The organism is Methanobrevibacter sp. (assembly GCF_045130115.1).
GTDB lineage: Archaea > Methanobacteriota > Methanobacteria > Methanobacteriales > Methanobacteriaceae > Methanocatella.
In genome coordinates this window covers 1-15718 of record NZ_JBGUPC010000007.1, presented here as the reverse complement: position 1 = coordinate 15718, position 15718 = coordinate 1, and the positions used below count along the sequence as shown (strand labels likewise).

Annotated in this window: 15 protein-coding genes; 8 read left to right on the top strand and 7 right to left on the bottom strand. The window is 39.2% G+C overall.

The genetic code is table 11. The features are described from left to right. Positions 1 to 426 (top strand): 4Fe-4S binding protein (locus ACJMML_RS01530; RefSeq protein ID WP_405305649.1); only part of this gene is annotated, 426 nt, incomplete at its 5' end. Between the two features lie 113 nt (positions 427 to 539). Then, positions 540 to 1715 carry an MFS transporter gene (locus ACJMML_RS01525; RefSeq protein WP_405305648.1) on the top strand — a complete coding sequence of 392 codons (1176 nt, stop codon included), beginning with the start codon at positions 540 to 542 and terminating at the stop codon, positions 1713 to 1715. On the opposite strand, the gene ACJMML_RS01520 is transcribed toward ACJMML_RS01525, so the two are convergent. From ACJMML_RS01520 to ACJMML_RS01510, 3 genes are read right to left on the bottom strand one after another with little or no spacing between them, the layout of a single operon-like run. After that, entirely contained in the window at positions 1712 to 2098 is a 387-nt protein-coding gene (locus ACJMML_RS01520; protein ID WP_405305647.1) for a type II toxin-antitoxin system VapC family toxin, read from the bottom strand. The genes ACJMML_RS01525 and ACJMML_RS01520 overlap by 4 nt on opposite strands. Before the next feature lie 12 nt (positions 2099 to 2110). After that, positions 2111 to 2233: a hypothetical protein gene (locus ACJMML_RS01515; protein WP_405305646.1), complete on the bottom strand. Its 123-nt coding sequence runs from the start codon at positions 2231 to 2233 to the stop codon at positions 2111 to 2113. A 33-nt stretch (positions 2234 to 2266) separates the two neighbouring features. Then, positions 2267 to 2503 (bottom strand): hypothetical protein, encoded by a 237-nt coding sequence (locus ACJMML_RS01510; protein WP_405305645.1) that lies wholly within the window; start codon positions 2501 to 2503, stop codon positions 2267 to 2269. A 158-nt stretch (positions 2504 to 2661) separates the two neighbouring features. On the opposite strand from ACJMML_RS01510, the gene glyA reads away from it, so the two are divergent. Continuing rightward, on the top strand, positions 2662 to 3933 hold the full coding sequence (gene glyA, locus ACJMML_RS01505) for a serine hydroxymethyltransferase (RefSeq protein ID WP_405305644.1): 1272 nt from the start codon (positions 2662 to 2664) through the stop codon (positions 3931 to 3933). Between the two features lies 1 nt (position 3934). After that, positions 3935 to 4627, top strand: coding sequence for a dihydromethanopterin reductase (acceptor) (locus ACJMML_RS01500; RefSeq protein WP_405305643.1), 693 nt, complete (start codon positions 3935 to 3937; stop codon positions 4625 to 4627). Here the strand turns inward: ACJMML_RS01500 and ACJMML_RS01495 are convergent. Continuing rightward, a complete protein-coding gene (locus ACJMML_RS01495) occupies positions 4613 to 4903 on the bottom strand; it encodes a DUF192 domain-containing protein (RefSeq protein WP_405305642.1) in 291 nt (96 codons plus the stop codon). The two genes, ACJMML_RS01500 and ACJMML_RS01495, sit on opposite strands and share 15 nt — an antisense overlap. A gap of 58 nt (positions 4904 to 4961) precedes the next feature. Beyond that, positions 4962 to 5627 (bottom strand): DsbA family protein, encoded by a 666-nt coding sequence (locus ACJMML_RS01490; protein WP_405305641.1) that lies wholly within the window; start codon positions 5625 to 5627, stop codon positions 4962 to 4964. Positions 5628 to 6111: 484 nt separating this feature from the next. Here ACJMML_RS01490 and ileS point away from each other — a divergent pair, with 484 nt between their 5' ends. From ileS to ACJMML_RS01470, 4 genes are read left to right on the top strand one after another with little or no spacing between them, the layout of a single operon-like run. Continuing rightward, complete coding sequence (gene ileS, locus ACJMML_RS01485; RefSeq protein WP_405305640.1) at positions 6112 to 9348, top strand: isoleucine--tRNA ligase; 3237 nt, start codon at positions 6112 to 6114, stop codon at positions 9346 to 9348. A 10-nt stretch (positions 9349 to 9358) separates the two neighbouring features. Further along, positions 9359 to 11500 (top strand): phosphoribosylformylglycinamidine synthase subunit PurL, encoded by a 2142-nt coding sequence (gene purL, locus ACJMML_RS01480; RefSeq protein WP_405305639.1) that lies wholly within the window; start codon positions 9359 to 9361, stop codon positions 11498 to 11500. 18 nt (positions 11501 to 11518) lie between these two features. Beyond that, the gene (gene glp, locus ACJMML_RS01475) at positions 11519 to 12736 is read left to right on the top strand and encodes a gephyrin-like molybdotransferase Glp (protein WP_405305638.1); all 1218 of its coding nucleotides are present in this window, start codon (positions 11519 to 11521) and stop codon (positions 12734 to 12736) included. 16 nt (positions 12737 to 12752) lie between these two features. Next, a complete protein-coding gene (locus ACJMML_RS01470; RefSeq protein WP_405305637.1) occupies positions 12753 to 13883 on the top strand; it encodes a site-2 protease family protein in 1131 nt (376 codons plus the stop codon). A gap of 44 nt (positions 13884 to 13927) precedes the next feature. Here the strand turns inward: ACJMML_RS01470 and ACJMML_RS01465 are convergent, their stop codons facing one another. Together ACJMML_RS01465 and ACJMML_RS01460 are read right to left on the bottom strand one after the other, a co-directional pair. Continuing rightward, positions 13928 to 15154, bottom strand: a complete 1227-nt coding sequence (locus tag ACJMML_RS01465; protein WP_296880270.1) for an FprA family A-type flavoprotein — start codon at positions 15152 to 15154, stop codon at positions 13928 to 13930. 240 nt (positions 15155 to 15394) lie between these two features. Next, positions 15395 to 15718, bottom strand: a 324-nt coding sequence (locus ACJMML_RS01460) for a type II toxin-antitoxin system VapC family toxin (RefSeq protein WP_405305636.1), incomplete at its 5' end; no start/stop codon positions are given.

Below are 15718 nucleotides of genomic sequence, written 5' to 3'. Positions count from 1 at the left end.
GGATTCTACATGGAAGCTCACCCTAAACTCAGACCTGTTGACACCTTAACTGACGGTGTTTACATTGCTGGTGTAGCACAAGGTCCTAAAGATATTCCTGACTCCGTAGCACAAGGTTCAGCTGCAGCATCCAGAGCAGCTATCCCAATGGCTAGAGGAGAAGTAGAAATCGAACCTATCATTGCATCCAACGACGAAAACGTTTGTGGTGCTTGTCAAGTATGTGTCGAATTATGTCCATTCGATGCTATCTCAATCGCAAGTGGTGTAGGTGGAAAAGAATTTGCACAAATTAACTCCGCATTATGTAAAGGATGTGGTACTTGTGTAGGTGCATGTCCATCTGGTGCAATGAACCAACAACACTTCAAAACCGAGCAAATTATGGCACAAATCAGTGCTGCTCTTGAAGACTTAGGTAAATAGATTTAGAGATTAATTTCTCTATTTCTTTTTTTTCTTTTTTTTAAAATTCAGAATTTCTCAAAATATATATGCTATTTTTTACATAACTATTGTTATTAAATGAGGAATTCAACATGAAATATAATCCAAAAGTACTGTTATACATATTGATGCTTTCAACAATGGGCATAAACACTCCATTGAGCATAATAGGAATGATATCACAGATATCCAAGCATTTTGCCACATCTATTGCCATTTCCGGATTATACGTTTCATCCTTCACATTCACGATTGCCGTAACAGGGCTATTCATACCTGTCCTGTTTTCAAGGTTCGAAATCAAAAGGACATTCATCGCAATACTTGGGATTTTTGCGGTGTCAAACCTTGTAATCATTTTCACAGGCAACATCTACATTGCAAGCTTTTTCAGAATCCTTTCAGCGGTCTTCTATCCGGCATTCATCGCAATCGCCTTGACCTTCTGCGAAAAGATAGCGCCGGAAAATCAGGAGCAGGACTACATCACAAGAATCCTTCTCGGCATTTCAATCGGAAGCATTGTCGGATTGCCGATTACAACAGGATTGGGGACAATTTTCGGATATCAAGTCGCCATGAGCTGGATTTTCCTCTTCAATCTGATGACATTGATATTGATTGCAATATTCTTCCCTAAAATTCCCGGCGAGTCAAAAAGCTATGAAATGCCGCTGTCCAGTCTAAAATCAAAGGAATTCATTTTGGCCACTGTCGGAATCATAATGATGCCAATAGGCGCCAGCATAGTCTACAACTACATTCCATACTTCCTGCAGACAGTCAGCCATGTCTATACATACAGGCTGAGCATATTCCTTTTTGCCTACGGTCTCATATCCATTTTCGGCACATGGCTGGGCGGAAAGATGATTGCAAAAAAGGACAAGGCAACATTGATAGTTTTCCAGCTGGTGTGCGCAACAGTATTTCTTGGAATGTATGCCTTTGCTAATTATCTCATTCCTGTCTTGATATTGATTTTGATATTCGGTATATTGGATGGTATGGGCTATAACCTGATTCAATACATCGAGGCATCGGTGCTGCCCGACACACCAGAACTTGCCAATGGCATATTTCTAAGCGTTTTGAACGGTGGAATCGCACTTGGTATTGCAATCGGAGGATTTTTGGTTGATGGTTTTGGAGTAATGTCTATTTTTACAGGTGGAATAATATTTTTACTTGTTGCATTTATTTTTATGCTTTATTTAATTTTGGTTTTGAAAACACCATTAAAAAATCAATTCAAAAAATGGGATTAATGGATTCTGATAATCCCATCAACCCTGTCAAAGTCATGGTCAAAGCTTACCAGTTTCAAAATATTTTCATTTTTCATTAGGAAGATATACATGGAATCAAAAAATGATATTTCTGAATCGTATTTGATGAATATTTCCATTGCATCATCAAAAAATGCGGTGTCTTCGATTATTTTAAACATGTTGGGCAAATTTCTGTAGATTTCACGGATATCCTTTGTGCTTAGCTTATTTTTTAATATGCTTATGGTTTCAGCTATTACCAATTTTGAGATAACCAACTCATCATTTTTAATCTGGTTATAAATTTCAACCGCCGGCTCATGCCATTGATCAGTGGATACAAGCAATCCGACTATGAATGTGGTGTCTAAGAAATACAAGTTAAAACGCCCCTATTTCAATTTATGCATTAAATCTACACAGTTGATAGGTTCTATAGATTTGTATCTGCCAATCATATCTTTTAAACTAAGTTTAGCTTCATTTTTTGTTTTACTTTTCTTGCCGATATTCATCTTATCACCTAACTATTTAAGTTTTTCCTAATTTCAGATTTTTCCATTTTTAAAATCATGTTTCAATTTGACGGAGTCTATCGGTTCTTCTGTTGAGTATCTTCCAACCATATCGTCCAAACTCAGTTCCTTTATGAATTCCAATTCAACTTTGCCGTTATCAGTTATTTTCCATTCAATCTTATAGGATTTATCGAGATTGAATTCCTTTCTGACTTCAACGGGTATGACAGTTTGGAATTTATCATATATGCTTGTTACACTAACCATTGTATCACTTCCTAACTATAGTTTAAAATTCTAACTATAAATAACTATTTATGTGAACTTGTTAAAATGCTTTCAACTATTTGTTTTTCATAAATCTTATATTAGAAGATAAACAAAAATTAAATCATAAATATATAATTGGATATTAGGTGTAGTAAATGGCTAATTATCATGACGAAATTTTAAACTTTGAAGATATAGCAAAGAAACATACAGAATATATGAGAAACAGTATCAATATGATCGCTTCTGAAAACGTAACAAGCGTAGAAGTTACAGAAGCGCTAGCAACTGATTTTGCTCACAGATACGCAGAAGGACAAGCATTCGAAAGGTTCTACGAAGGATGCCAATACGTCGACCTTGTTGAAGATAAGACCAAAAAGCTTTCATGCAAATTATATGACTGTGACTATGCAAACGTCCAGCCTGTTTCAGGCGTAACAGCAAACCTCGCAGCATTCTTTGGTTTTGCAAAACCTGGCGAAAAGGTAATGGCTTTGGAAGTACCTTCCGGAGGTCACATATCCCACGCAGACGTCAGCGCTGCAGGTATCCGTGGACTCAAAACAGTTTTCCACCCATTGGACAAGAACGTAATGAACATCGACATCGATGCCATGAACAAGAAGATTTTAGAGGAAAAGCCAAAAATAGTACTGTTCGGTGGAAGCTTATTCTTATTCCCACACCCAATCAAGGAAGCACGTGAAGCTGCTGACGAGGTTGGAGCTACTATCATGTACGACGGTGCACACGTATTGGGTCTTATTGCAGGAGGACAATTCCAGCAACCTCTTAAAGAAGGTGCAGACCTGATGATGGGAAGTACCCACAAGACATTCCCTGGTCCACAAGGAGGAATCATTCTCTCACACAAAGAAAACGAAGAAGTAATCGACAATGCGGTGTTCCCTGGTGTCGTAAGTAACCACCACTTGCACCACCTCTTAGGTTTAGGTATTGCAACAGCTGAAATGCTCGAATTCGGTGAAGCTTACGCAAAACAGACCATCAAAAACGCTCAGGCATTAGGTCAGGCAATGTATGAAAGAGGATTCAACGTATTATGTGAAGACTTAGGATTCACACAGTCCCACCAAATTGCAGTTGACTTGACCAACATCAGATCAGCTTCCGACATCGCTAAGGAATTGGCTGACAACAATGTTATCTTAAACAAAAACCTCCTTCCTGGAGATGACCGTGACAACTCCGACGACCCATCCGGTATCAGGATAGGTACCCAGGAAATCACAAGAAGAGGATTGAAGGAAAAAGAGATGGATGAGGTTGCAGAATTCATCAGACGTGTCGCAGTCGATAAGGAAGACATCGCCGATGAAGTTGCCGAGTTCATGAACCAATACACAAAACTCGATTATGCATTCTCCGACAGAGAAGCTTACCAATATCACAGATTAGATTAAAATGAGAATCGCATTTGCATTTACCGGTGCTGGTCATTTACTAAGAGAATCAGTGCAACTTGCTTTGAAATTAGCAAAAAAACATGAAGTTACCGTATTCCTGTCAGGGGCAGCCGAGGAAGTCCTAAAGATGTATGGGCTTTATGAAAGCGTTGTCAGCATAACTGGCGGGAAATACCGTGAGCTCGCCACTGATTCAAACCAAAAATTCTCATATCCAATTACAGGCCGTCTGTCCTTAGGCAAATACGACCTATTGATCGTTTCACCGGCAACAGCAAACACCGTTTCAAAGATTGTCTATGGAATTGCAGACACTTTGGTGACAAATGCCGTGGCACAAGCCGGAAAAGGTGCCGTTCCAGTCTATATGGTTCCTGTGGATATTCATCCAGGGCCAATCGATACAGTCTTGCCATCAAAGATGGAGCTGTCAAAATGTGAAGGCTGCGATGACTGCGTAGCGGCTTTGGCTTGCGAGCAGGGCGCTATCATTCCACATTCCGAAATCGATTTGACAAAATGCATCGGCTGCGGATTGTGCAGGAACACCTGTCCGAATGATGCAATTTCTGAAGGCAAAATCATTACAATCTATATGAGAGACATCGATATTGAAAATACCCGTAAATTAGAAGGCATTGACAATATCAAAATTTTCGAAACTCCAGATGAGATTCTAGATAAAATCTAGATAATCTCCTATTTTTATTTTTAACAATCCTTTTTTTGCTTCTAAAATCCATTTTGCCTGCTTTTTTGGTCTGTAAAATTTCCACGGTTTTAATGTTGCCTTTTCAAAAATCATTCCCTTTTCATCAGCGAAATAAACATCGATTTCAAATCGCATGAACATTGTGTGGATGCCTGAATCGGTGAGGTTTGTGAAAACCAGAACATGATCAAAATTCTTTTTTCCCATCAAACCCTTGAAACGTTTAAAAAAAGTATCTGCATATATTATTTCCATGAATTAATATCATATATTAAATTATTTAAGTTTTTAACAACTTAAAATCAATATTGACTTAAAGGTATGATTTTGATGCGATTTCACCATTCATCAAGTCCACAAGTGCTATCTTGAAATCTTCCTTTTCAAAGGCTCCCGGCACGACCAGCTGCTCTTCGGAAATATTTAAAAAGTAGAGTGGTATTGCTTCAACACCCATAACTATTGCTTCTTCCTCTTCAACTCGTACTTCAAAGTCATAGGAATCGCTTTCAAGCATATTTCTAATTTCAATATCATCCAAGCCTAACTCGGAAGCAATTTCAACTAGGGTATCGATATTGGCTATTATCCTGTTGTCTATGAAATTGGCTTCAAAAATTTTGAAAATAAGATCCTGCGAAATGTTTGGATGCTTTTTTTGGACATATTTGACCAATCTGTGGGCGTTTCTGGATGAAGTTAACTGAATGTCCTTATAGTTTATCTTAAGCCCGTCATTTAGAGCAATCTTTTCTGTTTCTTCAATCTGGGCTTTGGCATCTTCAGGAGTAATGCCGTACTTTATGATGTTTTGAGTGGTTATTGAATTGATTGGTTCATCGAATAGGGTTGGGTAAAGCTCGAATGGCTTCATTTCCCATTCAACATCCAAATCCAGTTCATCGGTTGCCCATTTCAGTCTGACCAATCCGATATAAGAATTTGGACAGTTAAAGTCATTCCAGTAGATTATTCTCATTTTTTCTTCTTCTCTTCCTGTTTTTTCTTTTTATAGATTTTATAAAGTTTCATTGAGTTGTCTACTAACTTAAAAAGTGAATTGTATTTTCTGTGAAAGCTCATGAATTAATATATTAAGTTAGTATTATATGTAGTTTTAGGAGCATCTCTTTTCAGATTTCATAACCATTAACGTTAATGCAAATGCAGCTTGAAATAATTGCAGGAATTCTATTTGCCGTCAAATAATTTCATAGGAATTCCTTTTAATTACGATTAAAACAACTTCTATTTTCTCAATTTTCACTATATATAATAACCTTTATTTATTATCTAAAACAAAAAGATATATATTGTAAATTAATTGATATGTTTGTGGATAACATGGTAATATTGTTATTATTACCAAATCGAATTAATATCAGAGATTTTGGTTCTAACGGCAATATAAATGATGCTATCGGCAAAAGGTATCAAGTCATCATATATTAAGGAGTTAAAAAATGCCAATAAAAGAGGCAGATAAATCATACGATCATGATAAGATAGAAAAAAAGGTTCAAAAATTCTGGAAAGAAGAAGAAACTTTTGCTAAAGTCAATGAACTAAGAGAGAAAGGTCCAAGATATTCATTTTTAGACGGTCCGCCATACTGTAGTGGTAAAATCCACTTGGGAACAGCATGGAACAAAATCATCAAGGATTCCTACTTGAGATACAAATCCATGAACGGATTCAGCTTAAGAAGACAGGCCGGATGGGATATGCACGGACTTCCAATCGAGAACAAGGTAGAACACCTTATGGGCATTCAATCCAAACAGGAAATCGAAGAAATCGGTATTGATAAATTCGTCGATAAATGTCGTGAGTTCGCAATTGAAAATAAGATTGCAATGGAAAAGGAATTTGACGATTTGGGAGTTTGGATGGACTGGGATGACCCATACATGACACTGGATCCAAAGTATATGGAATCCTCATGGTGGATGCTTAAAAGAGCAAACGAACAGGATTTACTTTTAAACGACCAAAGGGTTATCAGCTGGTGTCCGCATTGTGGAACAGCTCTTGCTGCCGCAGAAATCGAATATGAAGAGAAGGAAGACCCTTCAATTTACATTAAATTCCCAGTCACCGGTGAAGAGGATACCTATTTCCTGGTTTGGACAACAACTCCATGGACACTTCCGGCAAACCTTGCAATTTGTGTAAACCCTGAATTTGACTATGTTTATGTTGCAAAGGATGGAGTGACCTATATCATTGCTGAAAACCTTATGGAGGACGTTTTAGGAAAACGCATCAAAATCCATAGGACCAAAATACCTGCTGAAAATGATGATGAGGAAGACAAAATCATCGAAGAAGAAGAGGTAATGTATGAAATAATTAAAACAGTCAAAGGTGAAGACTTACTTGGTAAGTCCTATGACTATATTTTAGCAGATGAAATTCCAAAACAGATGGAATTTGACTCAGAAATTGAAAAGGTACACACAATCCTGCCTGGTGACCATGTAGAGCTGGGTGAAGGTACAGGTCTTGTACACACAGCACCAGGACACGGTCCGGACGATTTTGAAGTGGGTCATGCTAATGGACTTCCTATATTCTGCCCGGTAGGTGAAGACGGATGCTTCACCGAAGATGCCGGTAAATATGATGGCAAATTTACAAAAGATGAAAATACTCAAATTATTAAGGATTTAGAAGAAAAAGGATTAATGTATCATTCAGAAACCATTGAACACAGATACGGAGTATGCTGGAGATGCAAAACCCCAATCATTTATCGTGCAACCAAACAGTGGTTCCTTAAGGTAACCGACATCAAACAGAAAATGTTGGATGAAATCGGAAAAGTTGAATGGGTTCCTAAATGGGCTGGAGAAGGAAGGTTCTACGATTGGGTAGACAATGCCCGTGACTGGACAATCTCAAGACAAAGGTACTGGGGTATTCCAATACCAATTTGGGAATGTCCTGACTGTGGAGAACTCAAAGTAATCGGTTCCTTGGATGAATTGAAAGAAGAATCCTTAAATGAAATTAATGTAAGCGACTCAGAGCTTATTCACAGGCCATATGTGGATGAAGTTGAAGTGAAATGTGACAAATGTGGCCAAACCATAAAAAGAATTCCTGACGTATTGGACGTATGGATCGACTCCGGTGTAGCCGGATGGGCTTCACTATACTACCCTGAAGAGAAGGAGAAATTCGAAGACTGGTTCCCTTATGACTTCATCACTGAAGGTCACGACCAGACCAGAGGATGGTTCTACTCACAGCTCGGTACCGGAGTGATTGCAATGGGCCAAAGCCCATACCAGAAAGTACTGATGCACGGATTCGTTCTTGATGAGAACGGAAACAAGATGTCCAAGTCATTGGGTAACGTTGTCGCTCCCGAAGAGGTAATCGAAAAGTACGGAGCGGACGTTTTAAGGTTCTACCTGTTATGGGCTTCAAAGCCATGGGACGACCTCAAGTTCGTATGGGAGGAATTGTTAAACATCAACAAGATGTTCAACATCCTATGGAACGTCTACGTATTCTCAACAACCTACATGTCACTTGATGACTTCAATCCTGTAGGACTGACCGAAGACGACATGATCTTGCGCTCAGAAGATAAATGGATTATCTCAAAGGCAAACTCATTGATCAAGGAAGTTGCTGAAGATCTCGATAAGCTATTCTTCCACAAGGCAACCAGAAAAATCAACAACTTCATACTTGAAGACTTGAGCCGCTGGTATGTAAGGCTCATCCGTGGAAGGACATGGGTTGAAAGCGATGACCCTGACAAATTGGGCGCTTATTACAGCCTATACACTGCACTTGTAAAACTCATAACTGTATTATGTCCGATTGCTCCACACGTTTGTGAAGAAATCTATGAAAACCTTGTTAAGGGCGTAAACCCTGAAGCGCCAGAGAGTATCCATATGCTTGACTGGGGTTATGACGAGGATGCAATCGATGATGAACTCGAAGCCAAAATGGACGTTGCCCGTGAAGTCATCGAAGCGTCAATCAGAGCAAGGGACATGGCACAATACAAATTGAGATGGCCGGTTTCAGATATTACAGTTGTATCTGAAGATGAAGACGTATTAAAGGCTATTGAAGAGCTGACAGACATCATCAAGGACCAGTCCAATACAAAAGATGTTTTATGTGCCAGTGAATTTGAAAAATTATCATACAATGCAAAGCCTAACCTCAAGATTTTAGGCCCTAAACTCAAAGGAGACATGGGAAAAGTAGTCAAAGGCCTAAAGACTGCTGATGGAAATCAAATCAAGGCTGACCTCGAAGCAAACGGCAGCGTAACAATCGAAGGAATAGAATTGAACTCTGAAGAGGTATTGTTCGATTCAGAACTTCCGGACGATTTCGTTTCATCAGAATTTGAAGGCGGTAATGTATTTGTAAATACCAATATCACATTGGAAATCAGACAGGAAGCCATGGCCCGTGAACTCATCAGAAGGGTTCAGGACATGAGAAAGGAATTGGACCTTGACGTTGAGGCAAACATCAACGTGGATGTGGAGACATCAACCGAATTCAAAGACTTGATTGTGCCTCAGTCTGAAGTGATCTCTCATGAAATCAGGGCTAAAAGCTTAATTATTACCGATACAGAAGAATGCAATAAAGATTCAAAGGATTATACCAAAGAATGGGATATCGAAGGAGAAAAAGTAGTTATTTCAATTAAAAAATAAGGTGTTTAACATGACTTTAGCTGACTCTGAAATTGAATATATTGAAGGAATCCTCGGCAGGGAAATGAACGAATTGGAAGAAGGAATGCTTGATGTAATGTTTTCAGAACATTGCTCATACAAAAGCAGCAGACCATTTTTAAGGGCTTTTCCAACCGAAGGGGAAAACATTATCTTAGGTCCGGGTGACGATGCAGGACTTGTAAGCGTAACCGATAAGTATGCATTAGCAGTGGGTATGGAATCACACAACCACCCATCAGCTATTGAACCATACGGAGGAGCAGGTACCGGTATAGGCGGAATATTAAGGGATATCATATCCATGGGAGCCATGCCTATTGCACTTCTTGACTCCTTAAGATTCGGACCTTTGGAAGAAGACCAAAAATCAAGATACTTGTTTGAACATGTTGTAAAGGGAATTTCCGATTATGGTAACCGTGTCGGTGTTCCTACCGTCGCCGGTGAAATAGAATTCGACGAATCATTCAGGACAAACCCTCTCGTCAATGTAATGTGCGTCGGTCTTGTTGAAAAGGACAAAATCGTAAGGGCACAGGCTCCAAACATAGGCGATGTATTCCTTTTGATGGGCGGAACAACCGGCCGTGACGGAATTCATGGTGTTACTTTTGCATCAGAAGAGCTTACTTCAGATTCAGAAACTGAAGACAGGCCTGCTGTACAGGTAGCTGACCCATTCACCAAGAAAAGAGTTCTTGAAGCATCCCTGGAAATATTGGAAAAAATCAATGTCAGCGGTGTTAAGGATTTAGGTGGTGGAGGTCTCACATGCTGTATTTCAGAATTGGTGGATTCCTCCAGCAATGGTGCTTTAGTCGACTTGCAGGCGATTCCTTTAAGGGAAACCGGAATGACACCTTATGAAATCATGCTTTCAGAGTCACAGGAAAGAATGGTGTTTGTAATCAACCCTGACGATGTTAAATTGGCACAGGAAATCTGCGACAAGCATGAAATCACATCATCCGTCATCGGTGAGGTCATTGACGGAAACAACATGATCATTTCAGATGAAGGCGAGGAAATAGCTAACTTGCCAACAATACTATTGGCAGATCCACCTTCAATCGACAGACCGATTAAGGAAATACCAGAAGATACAGAAAAAATCGAGCTTAAGGAACCTGGTGTTTACGAATCCTTACCAAAATTATTATCCTCTCCAAACATAGCTTCAAAAGAATGGGTTTACAAACAATATGACCATGAAGTTCAGGTCAGAACTGTTGTAAAACCTGGAGACGATGCTGCAGTACTCAGAATCGATGAAAATACTGCAATTGCTCTTACTACAGATTCAAATACAATTCACACAAAATTATCTCCATTCGACGGAGCCGCAGGTTGTGTTGCCGAAGCTATCAGAAACGTAATCTCAATGGGAGCAACCCCTTATGCAGTCGTTGACTGTCTGAACTTCGGAAACCCTGAAACTCCTGAAATCCTATGGCAATTCAAAACAGCAATTGAAGGAATGGCACTTGTTGCTGAAAACTTCAACGCACCGGTCATCAGCGGAAACGTAAGTTTCTACAATGAAACCGAAGGAATCAAAATCAATCCGACACCTGCTGTTGGTGTTATTGGTGTTGAGGACATTGAAAACATAAGGACCATGGACTTCAAAAACGAAGGAGACAAAATCATATTAATAGGTAAAACCTATGATGAGCTTACAGGTTCAGAATATCACAGAACCATTCATAACCTTGAAAAGGGTACCGCTCCAAGAATCAGAATCGATGAGGAAGTTGCAAACGGTCAAACCGTTTTGGATTTAATCTCCAATGACAAGGACAAAAACATCACTGCAGTGCACGACGTGTCTGCAGGTGGTCTTGCAGTTGCATTATCAGAAATGGTCATCAAATCAGGATTAGGATGTGACGTGACCTTAAAAGATGATGAATTGGATAAAATTCAATTGCTGTACTCAGAAAGTCATGCAAGGTACTTGTTAACTGTCAAAGCAGATGCACTGGACGACATTTTAGCGCAAATAGATGTTCCTTGTGAGGTCATCGGTGAAGTTAAAGGCACTTCATTGAATGTAAACGATCATGAATTCAGCTTTGAAGACTTGGATAATGCATATCATGGCGTTATTGAAAAATACATGGCATGATTGGCTTGGGGGAGTTGAATGTTCTTATCAAAGCTTGATTCATTAAAGAATGCTCAAAATATGATCTCTGACAATCAGAAGCTAACTGAGATTGAAGAGATTTCCATCCACGATGCCCACAAAAGGGTTTTGGCTGAAGATATAATAGCATTTCATGATTCACCGCCTTTTGATAAATCAGCTATGGACGGGTTTGCACTCATTGCAGAGGACACCTTCGGTGCTGGACAGTCAGCGCCAAAGCAGTTCAAGATTGTCGATGCAATCGGTGCCGGTGATTTTTCATCTACAACCGTTAATCAAAATGAGGCTATAGTGATAGCTACAGGCGCTCCTATCCCTGATGGGGCAAATGCCGTTTTGATGAAGGAATACACAACAACCGATGGGGATGACTTGACTATCTATTCACAGGTCACTCCCGGTGAAAATGTCTCTCCAAAGTCTGAGGACATCGAGAAGGGCCAGAAAATACTGGACAAAAACACTTTCATCAGATATCAGGAACTGGGTCTCATAGCCTCTGCGGGATATGATACCGTAAAGGTATTCAAAAAGCCTAGGGTCAAAATAATCATTACCGGAAACGAGCTTGTCGAGCCGACCAAAGAGGAAATCGACAAGGCTAAAATCATCAATTCAAATCAATTCACTATCAAGGCGATGGTTGAGGATTCCGGAGCAATATGTGACATTGGCCGTGCCGGCGATACCTTTGATGAGGTAAGGGAAGCCATTTTGGATGCTTCCAAGGATTATGATGTTATCATGACTACTGGAGGAACTGCAATCAGTAAGGGAGATGTTGTTTTGGATGTGGTTGGTGATATCGGTGAGATACTGTTCCATGGTGTTGCAATAAGGCCAGGCAAACCTGCAGGTGCAGGCATTGTCAATGACAAGGTGATTTTCACATTTTCAGGCCAGCCAGTTGCCGCAATGTCCCAGTTTGACATGTTTGCAAGAAAGTATCTCTTTGAAATGCAGGGAAGGGCATTTGATTTTAATATAGTTAAAAGAACATCACAGCTTAAGATACCTTCACAATTGGGCAGGACAGATTTCATCCGTGCGGTCAGTGATGAGGAGCATGCAAAGCATGTGCTGAATAGAGGTTCTGGCATTATTCGTTCAATGGTTGAGGCGAACAGCTATATCATAATAGACGAAAATGATGAAGGATACCAGAAGGATGATATAGTTGATGTTGTCTTCTTTGATTCATTACTTTGGTAGGTAAAGAGGCATTTTAATGAATGGTATTTATTATTATTTGATAGCCTTTGCTGTCATCTGGATATTGGTCGGAATATTTCATGAAAGATTATCAAATCATGGGGTTGAGCTTAGCTTTCCAGTCATAATGTGGAAAACCCAAAGGCTAAGGGGACTGATATCCAAAATCAACAACCTGTCACCAAGATTCTGGCGATGGTATATGAATATAGGTATTATTGTGGCTTATGGGGCCATGATATTCATTACATATACTCTATTACCCACATTACCGACTGTTTTTGAAACGCCAAGCGTTTCGATAGTGATACCTGGTGTTGATATTCCGGGTTCACAGATCTACGTTCCCTTTGTATATGGTCTGATAGGACTGGCCACCGTTTTGATTGTTCACGAATTTTCACACGGTATCCAGGCCATTGGAGAAAAGATACCAATCAAGTCAATTGGGCTCATGTTGTTTATAATACTTCCGGGAGCATTTGTAGAGCCCGATGAGGATAAGCTGAAGGAAGCCAAAAGGATTTCAAGGCTAAGGGTTTATGCGGCAGGATCAATTGCAAATGTTACTCTTGCGGCCATTGCTATAATGCTTGTGTCCTTATGTGCTGCCGGAATTCCAAACTACTTTGCTGAAGACGGCATTGAGATAGGCAGAGTCGTTCCAGATTCACCATCCGACGGAATTTTAAAGGAAGGAATGGTGCTTGAAGCCATTGACAATCAAAAGATAAATGATTCAAAGGCATATGTCAATGTTGTCAGTTCGTTTGCTCCGGGCGACAACATTTCGGTTCAAACGGACCAGGGAAATTATCACATTACGCTTTCAAAACACCCGAACAACGAGTCCAGAGGATTTTTCGGAATCCAGGCCAACAAGCATTTCGAGCTGACAGATGACAGTTTGGGACCTATTCCATGGATACTATTTGAACTGGTTGACCTCTTCCAGTGGGTGGCAATGCTGAACCTTGGAATTGGTTTGTTCAATCTGCTTCCAATCAAACCTTTGGATGGAGGCTACATGCTTGAGATATTATTAAGCTATAAATTGTCAGAACAGTATTACAAGCCGATTGTAAATGCATTGTCTGCAGTTTTAGCGATGGTTATTGTATTCAGCATAGTTGCCGGATTTATTTAATTTTAAAAAAAGAAAATGGGAAAGAATTGTAAAATTCTTTCATTTTATAATTCTTTACATGCTTGAGCTAATTTTTTACCTAATTCGTAGCTTGTTTCGTCTTCTTCAGCGGTAGGTACGAATGTGATTTCCTGAGTGTCTACAACATCAAATCCGTAGTTGTTTAATTCTTCAGCAAGCATTGCAGGTGTTCCACCTTTTCCACCCATGGATCCGAAGGTAACAGCTTTTCTCACGATACCTGTTCTGTTGAATAATAATCCTTTGAGGTAGTACATGATGTCCCCGATACTTGGGTATGGCACATCGTTGATTGTAGGGTCACCTACAGCAATTCCTTTACTGGTCAGGATACTTTTGACGATTTCAGACCTTTCATCTTCGTGCAGGAAGAAGATTTCAACATCATAGCCTTCAGACATTGCACCTTCTGCAATTTCGTGAGCCATTTGCTGGGTTGAGTAGTGCATGGTATCGTAAATGATTGTGATTTTGTCTTCACATACGCCGGTTGCCCAGTTTTGGTAAGCTCCGATGATTTGCATTGGGTCAGTCCAGATTTGACCGTGTGATGGTGCAATCATTTTAATGGAGTCTAATAAACCTAATTCAACTACTTCATTTAGTTTTTTGAGAACTAATTTTGAGAGTGGGGTGATTAAGTTAGCATAGAACTTTTGAGCCGCATCCATTAGAACATATTCAGGGATTTCATCAGAGAATCTTTGTGTGAAACATAAGTGTTGACCGAATGCGTCGTTAGGGAATAAAATTCCGGTTTCATCTGCAAGTAATGTGAACATGCTGTCAGGCCAGTGCAATAGGAATGCATCTAAGAATGCTAAAGTTCTTCCGCCAACATCTAAGGAGTCACCGGTTCCTACAGTGATGAATTCAGCGCCTTCTAAAGCAGGATAGTGTTTTAAAAGACCGTTTACTGCAATTTTGGTACAGTAGATAGGTGCTTCTGGGAATCTTTTGTGTAAGTCCACCAATACTCCTGAATGGTCTTTTTCAACGTGGTTTTGGATGATGTAGTCAACTTTGACTTCTCTTCCTTCTTGAGCGAAAGCGTCATCGATACGTGCCATCATTTCTTTGGTTTTTCCAGGATAAGCGTTATCGATGATTGCTACTTCGTCTTCACCGAATACAATGTATGCATTGTAGGTGGTTCCGTCTAAGGTGTAACCGTGGTAGGTTCTTAAGTCCCAATCGAGTACACCAATCCAGTATACTCCATCAGCTATTTTTTGTGCGTTTGCTTTCATAATTTCAACCTTTTATTAAAGTTTTTTTATTCATGGATACTGTTATCTATGAATTGATATTATTATCTAATTTGTTATTATATATAATTTTGTTTTATACGAACAGTTTGTAGTTTGGTACTTTAGGGAAATCAAGAGAGAGTTAATGATGATTGTGTAGTTAGGTAAATGTTTTTCAAAATTTTATTTTATTAAATTAATTAATTAATTAATTAATTTTTGGTGTTAGGTTTAAGTATGTTATAAATAATTCAAACCGATTAAATTGATTTTATTGAAATATTTGAATTGCTGATCAAAGCTAACTAAATCAGTGATTTTTGATTCTTGCATTGTTAAAATGATGCTTGAATCGGTAAAGCTTAATTTTGTCTTTTTGCTATTTGGTCCAACAATCCTTTTGAATATATCAAAGGTTTTGGCGGTGTAATTGAAGATATTATATTCATTTAATATCTCAAAGCTGTCAATTAAGCCATAATATATTTCTTCAGCCGCTTCAATGTTAATTTTTCGGCCTGTTAATGTTAAGACTTCATTTAATACATTGTTGTTAATGTAGCA